At 67.1% G+C, this 17,947-nt stretch carries 20 protein-coding genes; 8 read left to right on the top strand and 12 right to left on the bottom strand.

Going from position 1 to position 17,947, the window contains the following annotated elements:
- The first annotated feature begins 6 nt into the window (after positions 1-6).
- The 6 genes from AC07M8_RS09870 (at position 7) to AC07M8_RS09845 (ending at position 4,326) form a co-directional block, all read left to right on the top strand.
- The gene (locus AC07M8_RS09870; protein ID WP_495174166.1) at positions 7-1,017 is read left to right on the top strand and encodes a type VI secretion system-associated FHA domain protein; all 1,011 of its coding nucleotides are present in this window, start codon (positions 7-9) and stop codon (positions 1,015-1,017) included.
- Positions 1,014-1,778 (top strand): PP2C family protein-serine/threonine phosphatase, encoded by a 765-nt coding sequence (locus AC07M8_RS09865; RefSeq protein ID WP_495174165.1) that lies wholly within the window; start codon positions 1,014-1,016, stop codon positions 1,776-1,778. Before AC07M8_RS09870 ends, AC07M8_RS09865 begins: the two co-directional genes overlap by 4 nt.
- A gap of 277 nt (positions 1,779-2,055) precedes the next feature.
- On the top strand, positions 2,056-2,334 hold the full coding sequence (locus tag AC07M8_RS09860) for a hypothetical protein (RefSeq protein WP_495174164.1): 279 nt from the start codon (positions 2,056-2,058) through the stop codon (positions 2,332-2,334).
- A gap of 166 nt (positions 2,335-2,500) precedes the next feature.
- Positions 2,501-2,746, top strand: coding sequence for a hypothetical protein (locus tag AC07M8_RS09855; protein ID WP_495174163.1), 246 nt, complete (start codon positions 2,501-2,503; stop codon positions 2,744-2,746).
- Between the two features lie 55 nt (positions 2,747-2,801).
- Complete coding sequence (locus tag AC07M8_RS09850) at positions 2,802-3,284, top strand: DUF5872 domain-containing protein (protein WP_495174162.1); 483 nt, start codon at positions 2,802-2,804, stop codon at positions 3,282-3,284.
- Between the two features lie 235 nt (positions 3,285-3,519).
- A complete protein-coding gene (locus AC07M8_RS09845) occupies positions 3,520-4,326 on the top strand; it encodes a SirB1 family protein (protein ID WP_495174161.1) in 807 nt (268 codons plus the stop codon).
- Between the two features lie 63 nt (positions 4,327-4,389).
- On the opposite strand, the gene AC07M8_RS09840 is transcribed toward AC07M8_RS09845, so the two are convergent.
- From AC07M8_RS09840 to AC07M8_RS09795, 10 genes are all read right to left on the bottom strand, one after another.
- Positions 4,390-5,463 carry a hypothetical protein gene (locus AC07M8_RS09840; RefSeq protein ID WP_495174160.1) on the bottom strand — a complete coding sequence of 358 codons (1,074 nt, stop codon included), beginning with the start codon at positions 5,461-5,463 and terminating at the stop codon, positions 4,390-4,392.
- Between the two features lie 121 nt (positions 5,464-5,584).
- Positions 5,585-6,079 carry a DUF427 domain-containing protein gene (locus tag AC07M8_RS09835; protein ID WP_495174159.1) on the bottom strand — a complete coding sequence of 165 codons (495 nt, stop codon included), beginning with the start codon at positions 6,077-6,079 and terminating at the stop codon, positions 5,585-5,587.
- Entirely contained in the window at positions 6,076-6,381 is a 306-nt protein-coding gene (locus AC07M8_RS09830) for a hypothetical protein (RefSeq protein ID WP_495174158.1), read from the bottom strand. Before AC07M8_RS09830 ends, AC07M8_RS09835 begins: the two co-directional genes overlap by 4 nt.
- Positions 6,382-6,607: 226 nt before the next feature.
- Positions 6,608-8,458: an ATP-binding protein gene (locus tag AC07M8_RS09825; RefSeq protein ID WP_495174157.1), complete on the bottom strand. Its 1,851-nt coding sequence runs from the start codon at positions 8,456-8,458 to the stop codon at positions 6,608-6,610.
- Positions 8,455-9,456, bottom strand: coding sequence for an ATP-binding protein (locus AC07M8_RS09820; protein ID WP_495174156.1), 1,002 nt, complete (start codon positions 9,454-9,456; stop codon positions 8,455-8,457). The genes AC07M8_RS09825 and AC07M8_RS09820 overlap by 4 nt, the downstream gene beginning before the upstream one ends.
- Before the next feature lie 2 nt (positions 9,457-9,458).
- Positions 9,459-9,863, bottom strand: a complete 405-nt coding sequence (locus AC07M8_RS09815; protein ID WP_495174155.1) for an ATP-binding protein — start codon at positions 9,861-9,863, stop codon at positions 9,459-9,461.
- Entirely contained in the window at positions 9,844-10,251 is a 408-nt protein-coding gene (locus AC07M8_RS09810; RefSeq protein ID WP_495174154.1) for an STAS domain-containing protein, read from the bottom strand. The genes AC07M8_RS09815 and AC07M8_RS09810 overlap by 20 nt, the downstream gene beginning before the upstream one ends.
- A gap of 5 nt (positions 10,252-10,256) precedes the next feature.
- Complete coding sequence (locus AC07M8_RS09805) at positions 10,257-11,117, bottom strand: STAS domain-containing protein (protein WP_495174153.1); 861 nt, start codon at positions 11,115-11,117, stop codon at positions 10,257-10,259.
- Between the two features lie 129 nt (positions 11,118-11,246).
- Positions 11,247-12,176, bottom strand: a complete 930-nt coding sequence (locus AC07M8_RS09800; protein WP_495174152.1) for a CE1 family esterase — start codon at positions 12,174-12,176, stop codon at positions 11,247-11,249.
- 96 nt (positions 12,177-12,272) lie between these two features.
- Positions 12,273-14,186: a glycoside hydrolase family 9 protein gene (locus AC07M8_RS09795; RefSeq protein WP_495174151.1), complete on the bottom strand. Its 1,914-nt coding sequence runs from the start codon at positions 14,184-14,186 to the stop codon at positions 12,273-12,275.
- A 172-nt stretch (positions 14,187-14,358) separates the two neighbouring features.
- Here AC07M8_RS09795 and AC07M8_RS09790 point away from each other — a divergent pair, with 172 nt between their 5' ends.
- Together AC07M8_RS09790 and AC07M8_RS09785 are read left to right on the top strand one after the other, a co-directional pair.
- Positions 14,359-16,461 (top strand): M3 family metallopeptidase, encoded by a 2,103-nt coding sequence (locus AC07M8_RS09790; protein ID WP_495174150.1) that lies wholly within the window; start codon positions 14,359-14,361, stop codon positions 16,459-16,461.
- A 108-nt stretch (positions 16,462-16,569) separates the two neighbouring features.
- The gene (locus AC07M8_RS09785) at positions 16,570-16,983 is read left to right on the top strand and encodes a response regulator (protein ID WP_495174149.1); all 414 of its coding nucleotides are present in this window, start codon (positions 16,570-16,572) and stop codon (positions 16,981-16,983) included.
- Positions 16,984-17,114: 131 nt separating this feature from the next.
- On the opposite strand, the gene AC07M8_RS09780 is transcribed toward AC07M8_RS09785, so the two are convergent.
- Positions 17,115-17,318, bottom strand: coding sequence for a hypothetical protein (locus tag AC07M8_RS09780; RefSeq protein WP_495174148.1), 204 nt, complete (start codon positions 17,316-17,318; stop codon positions 17,115-17,117).
- 112 nt (positions 17,319-17,430) lie between these two features.
- On the bottom strand, positions 17,431-17,907 hold the full coding sequence (locus AC07M8_RS09775; protein ID WP_495174147.1) for a DUF3429 domain-containing protein: 477 nt from the start codon (positions 17,905-17,907) through the stop codon (positions 17,431-17,433).
- Positions 17,908-17,947 lie beyond the last annotated feature (40 nt).

Raw genomic sequence — 17,947 nt, 5'->3', positions numbered from 1 at the left:
CGCACCATGTACATGCTCCAGCTGTTCGACGGCGACGACATGGTCCATCCGCTTGACGCCAGGCTGATCCGCGATGGCCTGCTGCGGATCGGCCGCGACAGCGAGGCGGATTGGCCGATCGCCGACCCGGATTGCGCGTTATCGCGCGCGCATTGCGAGCTCAGCGTCGCCGGTGGCGCGCTGACCCTGCGTGTGTTGGGCGCGAACGGGGTGTTCGATGCCGACACGGGCGAACGCTTTCCGGATGTGATCGAGGTCGCATTGCCGGTGCCGAGCGCACTGCAACTCGGCCGGTTCAGGATGGTCGCCACCCATGCCCCGCATGGTGACATCGAGGTGGACGGTGGCCGAACCATGGTCCTGACGCCGCCGCTCGGCTCGTCGGTCGAGGTGCCAAGCGACTGGGCCGACGCGGGAACGCTCGGCATTCCGGGCGAGGGCTCGCTGCTCGAGGCCTTTTGCGAAGGCGCGGGGCTCGATTGCTCGCTGCTGTCGGAGGAAGATCCGACCGAGATCATGCGCCGTGCAGGCGCGGTATACCGCCAGATGGTGCTGGGTATCGGCGATCTGATGGCCGAGCGCGATCATGCGCGCGGCCGCTATCAGCTCACCCGCACCACGATCAGCGGGGCCGACAATAATCCGTTCAAATGGGCGCCGACCCAGCGGCTGGCGATCGATCTGCTGCTGGCGGGGTCGTCGGGCTTCCTCTCCGGCCCGGCCGCTCTCAAGGCGTCGTTTCGCGATGTGAAGCGTCATCTGGTGGCAACCTTCGCCGGCCTGCAGGGCAGCCTGAGGGCGGCGATCAATAGTTTCGAACCGGCTGCCCTTGATGCAGCCGTCGCCGACCGAGCAACGCTGCTCAAGAGCCGTGCCGGCCTGCAGATGAACGAGGTGGCCGAGCGCCATGCGGATCTGATCCGCCAGCTTGATCAAGCCGTCCCGGGATCGCTCGATCGTGCGTTCACCATCGCCTACGATGCCGTCGACACCAGCATGGCCCGAGAGGCGGCATGATGCTCGCCGGACTGTTGCGCCGCCGGGCTACCCAGCCGTCCGATCCTGCCCGTGCCACTACCTTCGTGGGTGCGGGGCGCACCCATGTCGGTCGGGTCCGGTCGGTCAACGAAGACAGGCTGCTTAATCGTGGCGATCGCGGGCTGTGGGCGGTCGCGGATGGCATGGGTGGCCACAGTGCGGGTGCCGCCGCCGCAACGCTCGCCCTCGATAGGCTCGATGCCCTGGCCAATGGATCGGCAACGCTCGACGAGGCGATGATCCGGGCGACACTCGGCGAGGCCAGTCGGGCGATCCACGATATGGCGATCGACTCTGCCGTCACGAGCGGCACGACGATTGTCGTCGCGCTGCTTCAGGGCCACACCGCTACCATCTGCTGGGCGGGCGACAGCAGAGCCTATCGTCTGCACGAGGGCAGGGCGCAGCGCCTGACGCGTGATCACAGCATCGTGCAGGAACTCGTCGATGCGGGCGTGCTCACCGACGTCGCGGCGGAGCGCCATCCCCAGTCCAACGTGGTGACGCGGGCACTGGGCGTCGCGCCGACGGTGACGCTCGATAGCGTGGTCACGGACCTGTCACCGGGCGATCGTCTGATGCTGTGCTCGGACGGTATCTCGCGTTCCCTCGACGCGCGTGATTTCCTCACCTTGCCGACCGGCATAGACGCGATTGCAGACCGGCTGCTGGCCAATGCGCTGCAGCGTGACGGCAGCGACAATGCGACGCTGGTGGTCATTGGCGAGCAGCAAGCGTGAGCGCTTGGCGGCCCCTGCAGCAGGGGCCGCCCGACTGCTCGATCAGCTCGGGTGACCCTCCACCTCGCTTCCCCGGGACGATCGCGGATCCGCGCTTTGGCGCCACCTGCCGCCGCGACGGCAGCTGGTCGGGCACGCCGGCTTCCCGCTCTGCCTGCGCCAACGCCACCACATCGGCATCAGTCATGCCGCTGTGATCGCTACCCCGATCCTCGTGGCTCGTACCCGATCTCGCCCGGCGGGCGTTGCCATGCGGACCCGAGCCGATGGAGCCACTATGACGACGTACCCGCTAAGCGAACCGGCGACGATCTACGCCGGGGAAGCGAAGGACGACGCGACCTCGACCGTGATCGGCCGCGGCATGCTGGCAGACTGCGCGGACATCGTTGCCGGGCTGGACGCGCGTACGCAACACTCGTTGTCCATCCAGATGGACGAGCTCGATCTCAGATTCGGGCCGCAAGAGATCGGCGACCTGCTGCAATTCCTGCGTGAGGAAGGATCAGGTCTGTCGAACAACGAGGTTGCTGAGATCAAACATACCGGTTCATGATCAGCGCGTCATGAATGCCGTCGTTGACAGACCGAACCGATGCGAGGTGCAAAACAACGGTGGGTGACGAGCAAGCGCGTCCCGGCGCTGATCTCGGGGCCCAGCCGAACAAGGCAGTTGCGCGGTGGATGGCGGAGGGTATCAGGACGCTCGCCGGGAGGACGATATGACGCAAATTGCAGGATCCAGCGAATACGTCGTCGATCAGGTACAGCAGATTGTCCGCAGGTACGTTGCCGGTGCGACCTGTGCCCTGCTCGACTATGGCAAGCGGATCGGATGCGGTGAACTGGACGACAACGGCAAGCTCCACGAGCTGCGGTGGTTGCGCCGCGAACTGGATGACGCGCAGGTCGCCGACGATGCCGAGCGGATGGCGCGCGCGATTGCAGAGGCCAACCAGCGGACCTGACCGCCAAGGCAGCCTCGCGTTTGGAACCCACTGCGCGCAGTGCGGTTGAAGCGCCATGAGCCAAACCGCCAAACGCAGCGACCCTGCCTTGTGGGCCAAGGTCAAAGAGGAAGTCACTGCTGGCGAAAAGGGCGAATGGTCTGCCCGCAAGGCACAGCTTGCGGTCGCCGAATATAAGAAACGCGGGGGGCATTACCAAGGCAAGAAGGATCCTCACAACTCGCTGCGCGAATGGACCGAAGAGGATTGGGGTACCAAGTCTGGCAGGCCAAGCGGCGAGACCCATGAGCGTTATCTGCCCAAGGCTGCGCGCGATGACCTGACCGAGGCGGAATATGCTCGCTCCACGGCCAAGAAGCGCGCGGATACGCGACGCGGGAAACAATTTTCTGCTCAGCCCAAGGACGTCGCGGCGAAGACGCGGCAGCACCGTGATCATCGGAGCAAGGCCGAACTGTACGAGCAGGCGAAGAAGCACAATGTCGCCGGCCGCTCCCGCATGACCAAGGCCGAGCTTGCCCGCGCGCTTGATGCCTAGCGGAACAGCCTCGACCATGTCTGGGTGCTAAGATCGAACGGACGCATTGGAGGAGTGGCATCAGTTCGCGCCCCTGCCTGTTCGTGGTGAAGCGCCATGGCCTCTTACCAGCATGATAGGAACCACGGTCGATCAATCGCAGGCGATCCTGGGCAGCATGAGGCGCCCGCCCGCTATCCTTGCGATCGGTCGGCGCAGGGGCCTTTGATCCGCAGCGCGCCGCCACCATCTACAGATGATGCAGGATGATCTGGTACAGCTTGGGTTGGTCGACGAGGACGAGATCGTCCTGGATGAGGCCGCGTTATCGCTGGCGCTGCTGGATCACGCCGATACCGACCTGACGGTCTATTACGACGAGCTTGAGTCGATCGCGGTTCGGCTCGCGGCCGTGGCCGAGGGGACGACCGCTGCGCATGAGCAGGCCGTTGCCCTGTCGATGGTCTTTGCCGAGGAGTTCGGGTTCGCCGGTGACGCGGAAACCTACGATGATCCGGCAAACGCCGACCTGATCCGGGTTATCGATCGCCGCCGCGGTCTGCCGGTGAGCCTTGCCATCCTGTACGTGGCGGCGGCCCGCAGGCTCGGCTGGTCTGCCGATGTGCTTGATGTGCCGGGGCATGTGCTGGTGCTGATCGGTAGCGAGGCTGCCTCGGTCATCGTCGACCCGTTCCGCCGGGGATCGATCGTCGACAAGGATGATCTCGCCGCCATCATGGCCGCGATGAACCAGCGCGGGCAGGGCGCGGCCCGGCCTGTCGCAGCGATGCCCAATCGCGCCGTGCTGGTCAGGCTCCTGTTGAACCAGGCCACTCGGGCCGAGCAGGCCGGCAAGGGAAGACGGGCACTCGCGCTCTACACACGGATGACGACGATGGCGCCGGGCTATGGTCACGCGTGGTGGGAGCGGGCGCGGCTCGAACTGGTCGATGGCGACGTGCCCGCCGCCAGGCGCAGCCTGACCGCAATGTTGGAGATCACGCGCGATGCTGCGCTTCGCGAGCAAGTGTTTGCGGCACTGGGCGCGTTGAGCGTGAGCTGACGCCTCTGCAGCGACCGATGAACGCTGCTCGACGCCGTGCCGCATGGATCGCGGCGCGATCCCCTAGCGTTGCGGTTCGCTGTCCTCATCGCCTGCCGTCCGTTCGTCGACATCGATCTGGAGACGACGCCCCAGCGCCGCGAGTGATGCGGCATAGGTTTCGCGCCGTTCCCGGTAGCGCTCGAAGGTGCGGCTCTCGTCGTCGACCAGCGTGAGCCCCACCGCGTGCATCCGTGTTCGATGGGAGAGAAAACGGTCGCGGTCCGCGGCATCGACCTCATGCCGGTGGGCGACGGCAAATTGATCGGTCATGTCGCGCAGCACGCGTGCACCGGTTCTCAGCACGAAGCGCGCGCCGGCTCGCGCCTCCGGAGGCGGGTCTGCCACGGCGGCGTCGAGCAGCGCCGCGGCGTCGAGAACAGCGCCGAATGCGGCGAGCCACTCGCAGCGACTGTCGTTGGAGCGAAAGAACAGCAGGATCGGGAACGCCCGATGACTGATCGCCACCTCCGTCGCCCACAGTTCCCATGATTCGAAGAACGGCCCAAGCCGCCCGATGATCGACTCCTCGGCATAGGTCTCGAGGATCGCGATGCCCGCCGGCGGCAGCGTCACGTGCGACTCAAGCCGCAGGACCAAGGTCTCGCGCCGACTGAAGCCCGCCTGGATCGAGATCAGGAACGTGGACACGACCGTGACGGTGGCCAGACCCGCGACCGAGCAGATCAGCACCGCGATCCTTGTCATGTCGCCCTCGACCCTGCCGTTTATCCCGAGCGTCGAGAAGGCGGATCCCGCGGCATAGAGCGCATCGGCGAGCGTCGCGAATCCGGGCTTGAAGTGCGCGCGGTCGGCCCAGAAGACGAGGCCGAAGCCGACGATGAGGAGTGCTGCCCACACAACCAGGTTTAGGACCAGCATCAGCGGGGCAAGCGAGGCGCGGATGGTCTGGCGAATGCGCGGTCGCGACAGGCGGTTGGTGCTCGCCTGCCAGATCGGGAAAAGCGCCATGGTGAGCGCCGGACCGACGCGGAGCACCGCACTGCTGGCGCGCGGCACCAGCAGGGAGCGGAAGATGTCAGCGGCGGTGATCACCAGCAGGATGACGCCGGCGGTTCCGAAGAGCTCGTCCGTCATGGGCGCCGACGTTCTGCATCGAGGATGTCGGCGATGTCGTCCGCCGGATGGCTGCAGGGCTGCCATGACACCGTGGGTTCTACGCCATGGATGATGCAACGCTGCGGACCGACTGACCGCTTCACCAGAAACGGCTTCCCGGCACGCCCTTGAACGGGCCTGACACCGCGCTGGTGATCCACCCGCCGTAGAAGCCGCCGGGCTGTGGCGTGACGGTCTCCCCATCGATGGTGCTGCGGTCGAAAGGCGCCGCGTAGAAGGCGACATGGTCCGTCAGCATTGCGAACGGCGCGGACGGCGAGGGGTAGCTCCATCCGACGCTTGCCAGCGTTGCGCCGCCGACCACGACATCCCAATAGGCCGCCACGCCCTTCCATTCGCAAAAGGACGCTCCGCTCGCCCGGCGCAGGGCACCGTCGAGGATGTCGCAGCGCGGGATATAGTAGCTCGGCGGATGGCTCGTCTCGAGCGTGCGGACCGCGTGACGAGTGTCGACGAGGATCACGCCGGCATGTTCGACGACGATGTGCGCCGATGTGCGTTCGGCGACGGCCGGGCGCGGGTATGACCATACGCTCTCCTGGCCCGGGCGGGTCGGCTCCGGCGTTGGCCTCATCGCCGCCGCTTCCGCGATGTGGTCCGCCGCCGCCCTGTTTCGCGCCAGGCGACACGGAACCGCTGCTGCACGTCGATGGCAAGGCTATCACGGTCAAGCAGTCTAGATTGCCGCCATGCGGGAATTGCTCGCGCCATGGGCAACGCGGCGGCGGCGCGCGGCAGGAGTTCGCCTTTCGCTGCTGCGGCGTGGGTTGCGTTCACGGTTTCGCTGCGCTCGTGATCCTCCCTCGATCGGGTCGATGTCCTTACGCGCCGCCCGACCGTGCCGGTGCCGTCGAGCCCTCTGGTCAGCGTCTTCATCGCACGGCGGTCTTGTTCGTCGACATGCAAACTCAACGCAGGACGAGACATAAAAGGGGCGAGGCCATCCAGCAGCGGGTGCCGCCGTTCGCGCCATGCGTTAGTACCGTGCCTCGACGATCTCGCCAGTGCCGTCTGTGGCGCCGTTATCTGTCGACGGGCTGGGTTGGGCGGTCTACCCGGGGCGAACCTTAGACCGGCTCAGCCAACGGACGGCGGTCCGCCGTCAGCCCTGGTCGATCGACGCGCGCACCCGCATGGCAAGATCGTCATAGCTGAACGGCTTGGGCAGCAAGGTGACGCCTTCGTCGAGACGGGCGTTATGCGTGATCGCCTCGCGCGCATAGCCGGAGGTGAAGAGGATCGGGGTGCGCGGGCGGACGGCCTTGGTGTGTACCGCGATGTCGCGCCCGTTGGTTGACCCGGTCAGGACGACGTCGGTGAAGACGAGGTCGATCCGGCTGTCGCCATCGAGCGTCTCGATCGCCGCCGCTCCGTCTGCCACCGCCACCACCGCATAGCCGAGCTCGATCAGGACATCGCAGCTATGGGCGCGCACGTCGGGGTCATCCTCGACGACCAGGATGGTCTCGCCGGGCCGAGCAACGGCGGTGTCGCTGACGATCGGCGGCGCCTCCTCGACCACGGCACCGGTGAATTTGGGCAGGTACAGCGTTACCGTGGTGCCACGACCGATGCTGCTCTCGATCCTGAGATGGCCGCCGGACTGTTTGACGAAGCCATAGACCATCGACAGGCCGAGCCCCGTCCCCTTGCCGACTTCCTTGGTGGTGAAGAAGGGCTCGAACACGCGCGACATCGTCGCCTCGGACATGCCAGCGCCGGTGTCGCAGACCGCGAGGGAGACGTAATGGCCTGGCGTCGCATCATCGTCCGCGTCGGCCTCGCCGATGATGCCGTTGGCCGTGGTGATCGTCAGTGTCCCGCCCGCGACCATCGCGTCACGCGCGTTCACGGCTAGGTTGAGCAGCGCATTCTCGAGCTGGTTGGCGTCCGCCTCCACCCGCCACAATTCGGGTGCAAGGTGGACATCGATCGAGACCGCCTCGCCAAGGGTGCGGCGCATGAGATCCGACAGGCCGTCGACGAGCTGATTGGGATCGAGCGGTTTCGGGGCGAGCGGCTGACGCCGCGCAAAGGCAAGCAGCCGCTGCGTCAACGTCGCCGCGCGCTGCGCGCCGGACATCGCATTGTCCGCCGCGCGGCGCAGCCGGACATCGTCCGCGGGAAGCCGGCGCGACAGCATCTCGAGGTTGCCGGTAACGATCTGGAGGAGATTGTTGAAATCGTGAGCGATGCCGCCGGTGAGCTGGCCGACCGCCTCCATCTTCTGGCTCTGGCGCAGCGCATCATTGGCCTGCTGGCACTCCAGCACCGCGATGCCCACGCGTTCTTCGAGGTCACCGTTGAGCGCCGCCAGTTGCGCCGCCTTTTCGTCGAGTTCGGCATAGAGCGCGACCACGCCGCGGTTGGTCTCCTCGAGCTCGGCATTCAGTCGCTCGCTTTCCTCCTGCTTGGCCTTGAGATCGGCCAGCGCTTGGAGCAGCTCCTGGTTCTGGGTGCGCGCCTCGGTGAGCGGATCGGAAGCGCCGGTCGCCGCGAGCACCTTGCCGATCTCCGCCAGCCGTGCGCTAGGCACGGAGAGAACCGCTGCGGGCAAGCGCTTGCCGAGCACCACCGTCGTGCCGTGCCCTGGCTGGCTTACGAACTCGAAGCGGTCCATCAGCCGCCGGGTCCCGGCAATCCCGACGCCCATGCCGCTGGTGCTCTTGAAGCGCCCCTCGAGGATCGCGTCGACGTCTGCGATCCCCGGTCCCTTGTCCCAGATGCGAATGACGAGGCTCGGACGATCGGCTTTCTCCACCCCGAATTCGATCCGGCCGCCGCCGCCGTAGGTTGTGGCGTTGCGCGCGATCTCCGACACGGCCGTTGCGATCCGCGTCTGATCCTGCGCCTCGAAGCCGAGCAGCCCGGCAATCTGGCGCGCGCGCTGGCGGGCGGCGACGATGTCCGCCTCCTCAATCAGCGCGACGGTCAGGATGGCCGTCGGCGTCATGCGACCGCGACCCTGGCGACGAACACCGTGACATCGTCGCGGCCGCGGGTGAAGTCGCGCCACAGCACGCCGGCGATGAGCGCAGGGTGGCGGGTGGCGAGGCCAGGATAGAGGCTGAGGTCCCAGCTCGTCGCAAGACCGTCCGAGGCCAGCACGACCAGGGTCTCGCCGGTGACCGGATAGGTGAAGTCGCGCATGCGGCGGGCGATATGGCCGACCGTGCCATTGTTGGATACCATGCGGCGAACGCCATTGCCGTCGATCAGGGTGGCGGCGATGTTGCCGACCCCGGCAAAGACGATCTGCCCGGCCGCTTCGTCGAACCGCGCGATTCCGACCGCGGCCCCCCGCGTGGGGCGGAGCGCATTGTGCATCACGGCAAGCATCTCGCTCGGCAATCGTGCCTCGCTCGCGTGGAAGGTGCGCGTTGCGGCATGGGCGGCTTGTGCGGCGAGCGGGCCATGACCGAGCCCGTCTGCCACCATGAAGGTAGCCCCGGTGCCATCGTCCTTCCTGCACCAGGCATCGCCGCATGCCTCCTCGCCGCGCATCGGCAGGCTGATCGCGCCGTAGCTCGGCTGTTGGGGCGGCCGGGAAGGATCGGGCTTGCCGCGCTGCAGCCGCGCCATGATCGCGGTGCCGCAGCCGGGCGCAGAGTAGATGTCGGTGGCGTGAGAGCCGCGGAACACAGCCCCCAGTCCGTTGCCGGCGGTGCCCGCCGTGGAATGGCCGTCGCGCATCGACAATGCAACATCGGCCATGCCGCCACCCTTGTCGAGCGCCAGGCATTCGATCCCGGCGCCGGTCGGGTCGTCGAAGCTGCTGACGACGAGACTGCCGCCGCCGCCATGTTTGAGGTTGTTGGTCGCGAGTTCGGTGGCGACGATCGCGACCCTGCCGGCGTCGGCTTCGTCGAACCCGTGCGCCTTGGCGAGCGCCACCGCGACCCGGCGTGCTTCGGCAACCTGCGATATTTCGAGCACGTCGACCGCGCGCATCGTCATTTCCACCGCGCGATCATGATCCGCGTCCCTTCGCCGACCACGGAATGGATGTCGAATTCGTTGCACAGGCGCCGCGCGCCGCTCAGCCCGAGACCGAGGCCGCCGCCCGTCGTATAGCCATCCGTCAGCGCGCGCTCGAGATCGGGAATGCCCGGGCCTTTGTCCTCGAAGGTCAGGCGAACGCCGCGACGCGGCGACCCGGTAAAGGTCTCGATCCGCGCCGTTCCGCCGAGGCCATAGTCGAGCGTGTTGCGGGCGAGCTCGCTGGCGGCGGTGATGATCTTCGTCTGGTCGACAAGGCCGAGACCCGCGGCGATCGCCTGGACGCGAACGGCCTGGCGAACGCGGACGACGTCATCGGACTCCCTGATCGGCAGGACGTCATCCCTCGTGGCGTTCATCGTCGCCCTCCGGGGCGTCGTCGCCATCGGATTCGTACTGGCCGCTGCCGATCAGGGCCATGCCGCGCTCGACGTTGAGCGCGGTCTTGACGCCGGTCAGCGAGAGGCCGAGCTCGACCAGCGTGATCGCCACCGCCGGCCGCATGCCGACGACGACGGTGTCCGCATCGAGCAGGCGCGACACCGCGGCGATATTGTCCAGCATCCGGCCCATGAAGGAGTCGACGATCTCGAGCCCCGAGATGTCGATCATCACCCCGCGCGCGCCGGTCGCGACGATGCGCTCGGAAAGATCCTCTTCGAGCGCCTTGGCGAGGCGATCGTGGATATCGACCTGGATGCTGACGAGCAGCGCCCGGCCGAGCTTCAGGATGGGAATACGGTCCATGGCGCTCAGCCCTTCGTTACGGCCTTGCGGACCACCGATCGCCCCGTGCGCTGGAAGGCGAGCGCCAGCGCATCGGCGAGCGTCGCCTTCGACACCACGTCGAGCTCGACGCCGAGATGCACCATCGTCTGCGCAATCTGCGGGCGAATGCCCGACACGATGCAGTCGGCGCCCATCAGGCGGGCGGCGGCGATCGTCTTCAACAGGTGCTGCGCGACGAGCGTGTCCACGGTCGGCACACCGGTGATGTCGATGATCGCCAGGTCGGCGCTCTGGTCGACGATCGCCTGCAGCAGGTTCTCCATGACGACCTGGGTCCGCGCCGAATCCAGCGTGCCGATCAACGGCAACGCGAGGATCCCCTCCCACAGCTTGACGACCGGCGTCGACAGTTCGGCGATCTCCTCCTGCTGGCGGCGCACCACGTCCTCGCGGCTGCGCTGGTAGACCTCCATCGTGTAGAGGCCGAGCTGATCGAGGATCTGGGTCATGTCCCAGCCGACGCTCGCCACCCGAGCGGCGTCATCCGGATAGCGGGCGCGGACCTGTTCGAAGAGCGGCTCCTTCAGTGAGAAGACGAAGGTCGCCGTCTCGGTGGGCGTGAACCCCTGGTTGGCGCGGGTTCGCGACACCTCGTCGAGCAGGTGCCGCGCGGTGGCGAAGGCAGGGTCGGTGACGGAGGTCGCGCCAGCACCCAGGCCCGTCGCGAAGGCGGCGAGGAAGTCGCGGCACTGCTTTTCGACCTCTGCGTCCTTGATCCGTCCTGCGCCGCCGGCAGTCGCGACCAGCAGCTCGCGCCAGCGCTTGACGATCTCGCCCTCGCGCTCGGCGACGATCTTCGACAGTGCGGCAAAGCCGTCTTCCATAACCACATTCCCCTGACGGCGTTTACCGATCCGTAGCGGGGCTTAGCGGTTTTGTCTCACCGTATGATGAAGGCGATCGCGATCCCGCCGATCATCGCTTCGGCCACGCCCCGGCGTCCGTGTTCGGGGCTAACGTGGCGGCTGGGCCAGGAAGAAGTCGGCGATCGTAGCACTCGCATCGATCTGCCGGCTGGGGCGACCGGTGATCATGGGGCGCGTCGCCTGCGCGCCGCCCGGCCACACATGGCCGCCGCCGGTCACCGACAGCAATGTCACCTGGCCTCCAGCCGGGCAGGCGGCATAGCGCGTCCGTTCGATCCTGGTCGGGTCGAGCGGTGCGCGAGGGGCGAGCGGCTCGACGGCGCCGGCGGCGCTGCAGCCATTGTGGCGGGCCCAGAATCGCACCGTCATGGCAACGGAGCTGACCTCGCCACCCTCGCCGCGGCCACCGAAATCCTTCACCGCGCCACCCCGGTACGGCATGATTGGATCGGCGGTGCCGTCGATCTGAAGGACCGCAACCTTCCGGGCGGGATGGCAGCTCGCCAGCGTCTCCGACGGCAGCGTCCCGGCGACGGCGGCAACCGCGGCGATCCGCAGCGACAGGTCGCATCCCAGCCGCTCGGCGAACAGCGCGCCGTTGGAGATGCCGGTCGCGAAAACCCGGCGCACGTTGACGGCATGGTCGCGTTCGAGCTGGTCGAGCAGGGCGGCCACGAAGCCGACATCGTCGTGAGGCTGTTTGATCGTCGAGCGGCCGTCGTTCCAATGCTTGTCGATCCCGTCGGGGTAGACCACGATGAAGCGCCGGCTGTCCGCGATCGCGTCGAGCCGAGTGATCCGTTGCATCCCGGCGCCCTGCATGCCGCCGCCGTGGAAGGCGAGCACCACCGGGAAGCCGCCGCGCGGCGGCGCGCCATCGGGCACATGGACGGTAAAGGTCCTAGCCTTCTCGCCGACCTGCACCGTTCCCGTGCGATCCGCCGCCTTTCCGATGCCGGACAGCAACGTCGCGCAGATCGCGAGCAGGGCACCATAGACCAATGCCGATCGTGTCATTGCCGCCTCGTCGCTTGCTTCCGCGCGCCAATAGCAGGGGCAAGCTGAACCATCGGCATCGGTGATCGGCGGCTGCGACTATCTATTCCGACAGGCCTAATTGACCGGAAGTGGCGCCCGGGTTCGATCAGGTCGACCGGTGGCATCGAGAAAGGCCGCGGCCCACACCAGCGGGGCGTTCCAGTTGATCGCGACTTCGTTCATCGCATAGGCGCCCCAATCGTCGGTCCAGCAGGTCTGGCCGGTGCAACGGCCGCGCATCGTCTTGGCCACATCGTCGGCGAACGCCGTGCTGTTCGGGCCTCCGGACAGCACGCCCGCAGGCGGCGCCGGGTAGCGCGGGTCAACGGGATGCCAGAAGCGGTGATGGGGAAAGCGCATCGGCCGGGCGCCAAACCCTGAGACGTAGGACTGGTCGAGCGGGTTGCGGCCCAGCAGATAGTCGAGCACGTCGACGACGCCATCCCGATACCGCGGCTCATGGCTCAGCTGCCAGGCGATGCCGAGCACCATCGCGCGGTTGAGCAGCACGCTGTTGGAGCCCCAGGCATAAGCGGTGCCGGCGTCGGGCAGGCGGAAGCCGCTCCGCTCGCGTTCGGCGGCGAAACCGTTGGCCAAGCCCAGCAACGCGACACGCGCCGCGCTGCGCACCGCCGGATCGATCCTGCGCGCGGTGGTCGCGAGGGTGATCAGGCCGGCTTGATCCGTCGATCCCCAGTTCAGCGCCAGCTGCGGGTGCCGGAGGAAGCGGGACGCCGTCACTTCCTGTCGGAACTGCGGTTCGCCCGTGGTCGCGTACAGCTCAGCCGCCGCCCAAAAGCGCTCGTCGTCCAGTGCCTCGTCGCCATAGCCGCCGCTGCCGGTGAAGTCGCTGCTCGCGAAGAAGGCGGGGTTACGCACCGCTGCCGCCCAGGCGCGCCGTGCGGAAACCAGCGCACGATCGGCAAAGACAGGATCGCTCGTCCGCCAGATCCGCGCCGCCTGCGCCGCCACCGCTGCCAGGTTGAGCGTGGCGGCGGTGGTCGGCGGATATAGCGCCCGCGGCATGGTGTCGTCCGCGGGAGCGGTCGGCAGCGGCGTCCAGCTCTCGTCCGCGACCTTGCTATGCGCCATCCCGCCGGCGTCGACGTCGACGAACCCTGCCGCCGGAGCGCCGCCGCCCGCGCGCGTCGGGAGGCGCAGCCGGCTGCCGTCCGGCACCTGCATCGCAATCAGAAACGCGACCTCGACCCGGGCCTCGTCGAGCAGATCGTCGCGGCCATTGGCCCGTTCGGGGATCGCGAGCCGCCCGTCGGCAAAGGCATCGGGAGCCCCCCAGGTGCCGAGCTGTTCATGAAGATCGAGCAGGGTCCAGGCGGCGATGCCGCCGTTGACTACATACTTGCCCTGGTCGCCCGCGTCATACCAGCCACCGGTGACGTCGAGCTGATGGGCGCAGCCCGGCCAGCGCACTTCGCGCTGATCGGTGCCGGCAAAGCAGCTCACCCGTTCGTGCGGGTGGCCGGCCGGCCGCGCGAGATCCGGTCGCTCCACCAACGCCGGCAGGATCGGCACGCCGCTGCGCTGCTGATAGAAAAAGGCCATCGCGGCGGTAGCGAGCGGCGCATAGGGCCGCGCTGCGATCGTGAACGGCCGGCTGGCCGTGGCGCCCACGCGCAGGCGATAGCCGGCAGCGGCGGGCGCGTTCGTGGCGCTGAAATCGAGCCGCTGGAGCCGTTCTCCCGACGCTGCGTCGGCGCCAAAGGGGGCGGTCTCGCCTTGGGAGACGACCTTGCCGCTCGCGTCGACCAGCGACCAGGGCTGGGGTGCAGCGGCGGTCGTGACGACGATCGCCGTCTTCGGCCCCACCCGCGCCACGCCGATCTGGTTGAGCAGGATCGCCTCGTGCGGCGGTGCGGCCGCGCCGAGCAGGGCGATGCTGCAGGTGGCGACCACCAGTGCCTTGCGGGTCCGCATCAACGCGCGCGCCATATCGTCCATCCCGCGGCTGATCATCCCCCGGCCGCTCATCAAGGTGGGCAAGAACCCCTGCATTCGCCACGTCATGCCCCGCCGGCCGGGGAGCAGCAAGCAGTGTCGCTCTGCCCGGGAGCATCGCCGCAATGCTTGTGCCCCGACCCGACGTAAGGCTAGATCGCTGCCGCCGAGGGACCCGTTGGCGCTCGCATGCCGGAGTTTGATGATGACGCGCCTTGCTCTCCTGCTGACCTGCACCATCATCTCGGCCGCCCCGGCGGTCGCCGCGGATAACCCGTTCGCGCGGGCGAGCACCTTGCCGTTCCAGGCGCCGCCGTTCGACCGGATCACCGATGCGGATTACCAGCCGGGGTTCGACCAGGGCATGGCCGAGCAGATCACCGAGATGCGCGCGATCGCCGACACGCCCGCCGCGCCGACCTTCGACAACACGATCGTCGCCATGGAGCGCTCGGGCGCGATGCTGCGGCGCGTGTCGGCAGCATTTGGCGCGGTCAACCAGGCCGACACCAATCCCGCGCGCCAGGCCGTCCAAAAGGCCGAGGCGACCAAGCTCGCCGCGCACAACGATGCGATCTATCTCGATGCCAAGCTGTTCGCGCGCGTCCACACCCTCTTTCAGAACCGTGGACGGCTGGGCCTCAATCCCGATCAGCTCCAGGCGCTGACCCTCATCCACCAGCGCTTCATCCGCGCCGGTGCGCAACTCTCCGATGGCGACAAGGCCAAGCTGCGCGATCTCAACGCGCAGCTCTCGACGCTGCAGACCGCGTTCGTGCAGAAACTGCTCGTCGGCACCAAGGCAGGTGCGCTGGTGGTCGACGATCCGAAGAAGCTCGATGGCCTGGGCGAGGGCGGGATCGCCGCGGCGGCGCAGGCGGCCAAGACGCGCGGGCTCGACGGCAAATGGGTGGTGCCGCTGCAGAACACGACGCAGCAGCCTGTGCTTCAGTCACTCTCCAACCGGGCCGTGCGCGAGCAACTGTTCGCACAGAGCTGGACGCGGAGCGAGAAGGGCGACGCCAACGACACGCGCGACATCGCCGCGAGCATCGCACAGCTGCGCGCGCAGAAGGCTGCGCTGCTCGGCTTCCACGATTGGGCGAGCTACGTGCTCGAGGATCAGATGGCCAAGACGCCGCAGGCAGCCGAGGCGTTCATGGCCAAACTGATCCCCGCGACCACCGCGCAGCAGCACAAGGAAGCGGCCGAGATCGATGCGGTGATCAAGCAGCAGGGGGGCGACTTCACCGTCAAGCCGTGGGATTGGGATCGCTATGCCGAGCAGGTCCGCAAGGCCAAGTTCGACCTCGACGAAAATGAGGTCAAACCCTATTTCGAGATCGACGCGGTGCTGCAGAAGGGCGTGTTCTTCGCCGCCAACCAGCTCTACGGCCTAACCTTCAAGGAACGCCACGACATCCCGGTCTACAATCCGGATGTGCGCGTCTTCGAGGTGTTCGACCGCGACGGCAAGCATCTTGCGCTTTGGTATTGCGATTACTTCAAGCGCGACAACAAGCAGGGCGGCGCCTGGAACAGCAGCTTCGTCAATCAGTCCGGGCTGCTCGGCACCACCCCGGTGATCTACAACGTCGCCAACCTGCCCAAGCCCGCGCCGGGCCAGCCCGCGTTGATCAGCTTCGACGACGTGACGACGATGTTCCACGAGTTCGGCCATGCGCTGCACGGCTTCTTCGGCCAGCTCGCCTATCCGTCGCTCGGCGCCTCGGCGCGCGACTTCGTCGAATTCCCCTCGCAGTTCAACGAACATTGGGCGCTCGATCCCAAGGTGTTCGCCAACTATGCGGTCAACTACAAGACCGGCGCGCCAATGCCGCCCGTGCTTGTCGCCAAGATCAAGCAGGCGGCCAAGTTCAACCAGGGCTATGCTCTCGGCGAACTCGTCGCCGCGGCGGAGCTCGACATGCAGTGGCATGCGCTGCCGGCATCCGCGCCCAAGCAGGATGTTGACACGTTCGAGGCGACCGCGCTCGCCAAGACCGGGCTCGACGTCGCGCACGTGCCGCCGCGCTATCGGACCAGTTACTTTCAGCATATCTGGTCGGGCGGCTATGCTGCCGGCTATTACGGCTATCTCTGGACGCAAATGCTCGAGAATGACGCGTTTGCGTGGTTCACCGCGCATGGCGGCCTGACGCGGGCCAATGGCGACCGCTTCCGCGCGCTGGTGCTCGCGCGCGGGCATGCGCAGGATTACGACACGATCTTCCGCAGCTTCTACGGCAAGGATCCCGACATCGGCCCGATGCTGCAGGATCGCGGGTTGGCGCCGCCGAGCAAATGAGCAGGGTGCCCACGCCGGCGGCGTGGGACAACCAACCCATTGGTTTCAAGAATCCTTGGGCTATAGCGTGGCTGCGCAGTCCGCGCTGACAGCGAAAGCCAGGCGGCCGTGCATACCATACGTCTTCTCGTCGTTGACGATTCCGCAACGATACGGGCTCTGGTCGAGCAGATCGCTGACGGCGATCCGGACTGCGTCGTCGTAGGGGTGGCTGCCGATGTATCCGCGGCCCGGACCTTCATTCGGGATCATCGACCCAATCTGATCACGCTCGACCTGAATATGCCAGGCATGAGCGGGCTTGAGTTCCTTGGTGAACTCAGCAGCATACCTCATGCGCCGGTGATCGTGCTGTCGTCCGCCACAACGTTGGGCTCGGATGCCGCAGCGGCGGCGATGAAGCTGGGCGCCGTGGCGTGCTTCGACAAGGGCCGCATTGTCGCGGAGGCGAGCCGGTTCCGAAAGCTAATGAGAACGGCCGTAGACCGGCATCAACGCAAATTGATCGGCCAGTTCTCCTAGGACGTACAGGTCGCCTGCACGACGACACTGTCTGCCCCGCCATGGTGGCTTCGAACGCGGTCGACGCTGCTGGCAGATCCGTCACCGGGCCCAGGTCATCACGTCGCCGCCGGCCTCCACGCTGTCATCCGCTAGCTGGCGGGCTGCGTCACGGGGGCAGCACCCGTGGCGCGCGCAGCCTGGCCCGGCAGCACATCGCTGCCTATCACCGCACCATGGGGCTCCCTCTGCAGCCCGCGCAGCGCCACCCAGGCGAACGCCGCGCTCGCCAGCAGGATGAGCAGGAGCAGGCACCGGGCAAAGACGCCGGGCTTCTTGTTGTTGCGGCGGGTCATCAGTTACCTCGAGGTGAGCGGAAGAACTCAAGCCATTGAGGATAAACGCGAAATGGTCAACGCGGCGGTTCTGGTGCGCCGGTCGGCCGCGTTGAGCCGCCAGACCTGACGATCATGATCGGCTGACGATGCCACACAGGATCGTCAATGTGCCAAGGCCGACGGACAGCGGTATCCGCAGCATCATCCAGCCAGCGGGTGCAACCCCCAGGGCCGAAAGCCTGCGATCGACCAGCAGGGTTCCCAGGATGATCGAGCCTAGGGCGACCAGCCCCCAGCTCAACGACATCGCGCCGGCGATCAGCGCCAGGATCAGTGTCGCGGCAAGGAGCGATGGCGCTACGGCGATCGAGGCGACGGCGCCCTGGGGAGGGGCATCGGTCCTCACCACCGGGTCCCGCATCGCAAAGCCCCACCAGATTCCGCCAATAAAGCTCAAGATGAGCAGCCCATAGCCGAACGCGAACCTCGACCCGACCGACGCCGCCGACTCGAAAAAGCAGGTGGCGAGCGCAGCGATCTGGGGCAGCAGACCCGCATAGCCGAGGATGAGCGGCACTTCGCCTACGGTACCATGGCGCTCAGGCATCGGAGCCCTCGCTTCGCTTGGTCGTGTGCTTCGCAATTGT

The organism is Sphingomonas sp. GW821-FHT09E03 (assembly GCF_059416225.1).
Note: the sequence above shows the minus strand (reverse complement) of the source record. Positions and strands in the feature narration are given on the sequence as shown.

What these genes read in the sequence shown, in the direction of transcription:
- AC07M8_RS09870 (WP_495174166.1), top strand. Translation starts at nt 7, where the DNA reads ATGTACATGCTCCAGCTGTTCGACGGCGACGACATGGTCCATCCGCTT.
- AC07M8_RS09865 (WP_495174165.1), top strand. Translation starts at nt 1,014, where the DNA reads ATGATGCTCGCCGGACTGTTGCGCCGCCGGGCTACCCAGCCGTCCGAT.
- AC07M8_RS09860 (WP_495174164.1), top strand. Translation starts at nt 2,056, where the DNA reads ATGACGACGTACCCGCTAAGCGAACCGGCGACGATCTACGCCGGGGAA.
- AC07M8_RS09855 (WP_495174163.1), top strand. Translation starts at nt 2,501, where the DNA reads ATGACGCAAATTGCAGGATCCAGCGAATACGTCGTCGATCAGGTACAG.
- AC07M8_RS09850 (WP_495174162.1), top strand. Translation starts at nt 2,802, where the DNA reads ATGAGCCAAACCGCCAAACGCAGCGACCCTGCCTTGTGGGCCAAGGTC.
- AC07M8_RS09845 (WP_495174161.1), top strand. Translation starts at nt 3,520, where the DNA reads ATGATGCAGGATGATCTGGTACAGCTTGGGTTGGTCGACGAGGACGAG.
- AC07M8_RS09840 (WP_495174160.1), bottom strand. Translation starts at nt 5,463, where the DNA reads ATGACGGACGAGCTCTTCGGAACCGCCGGCGTCATCCTGCTGGTGATC.
- AC07M8_RS09835 (WP_495174159.1), bottom strand. Translation starts at nt 6,079, where the DNA reads ATGAGGCCAACGCCGGAGCCGACCCGCCCGGGCCAGGAGAGCGTATGG.
- AC07M8_RS09830 (WP_495174158.1), bottom strand. Translation starts at nt 6,381, where the DNA reads ATGAAGACGCTGACCAGAGGGCTCGACGGCACCGGCACGGTCGGGCGG.
- AC07M8_RS09825 (WP_495174157.1), bottom strand. Translation starts at nt 8,458, where the DNA reads ATGACGCCGACGGCCATCCTGACCGTCGCGCTGATTGAGGAGGCGGAC.
- AC07M8_RS09820 (WP_495174156.1), bottom strand. Translation starts at nt 9,456, where the DNA reads ATGCGCGCGGTCGACGTGCTCGAAATATCGCAGGTTGCCGAAGCACGC.
- AC07M8_RS09815 (WP_495174155.1), bottom strand. Translation starts at nt 9,863, where the DNA reads ATGAACGCCACGAGGGATGACGTCCTGCCGATCAGGGAGTCCGATGAC.
- AC07M8_RS09810 (WP_495174154.1), bottom strand. Translation starts at nt 10,251, where the DNA reads ATGGACCGTATTCCCATCCTGAAGCTCGGCCGGGCGCTGCTCGTCAGC.
- AC07M8_RS09805 (WP_495174153.1), bottom strand. Translation starts at nt 11,117, where the DNA reads ATGGAAGACGGCTTTGCCGCACTGTCGAAGATCGTCGCCGAGCGCGAG.
- AC07M8_RS09800 (WP_495174152.1), bottom strand. Translation starts at nt 12,176, where the DNA reads ATGACACGATCGGCATTGGTCTATGGTGCCCTGCTCGCGATCTGCGCG.
- AC07M8_RS09795 (WP_495174151.1), bottom strand. Translation starts at nt 14,186, where the DNA reads ATGAGCGGCCGGGGGATGATCAGCCGCGGGATGGACGATATGGCGCGC.
- AC07M8_RS09790 (WP_495174150.1), top strand. Translation starts at nt 14,359, where the DNA reads ATGACGCGCCTTGCTCTCCTGCTGACCTGCACCATCATCTCGGCCGCC.
- AC07M8_RS09780 (WP_495174148.1), bottom strand. Translation starts at nt 17,318, where the DNA reads ATGACCCGCCGCAACAACAAGAAGCCCGGCGTCTTTGCCCGGTGCCTG.
- AC07M8_RS09775 (WP_495174147.1), bottom strand. Translation starts at nt 17,907, where the DNA reads ATGCCTGAGCGCCATGGTACCGTAGGCGAAGTGCCGCTCATCCTCGGC.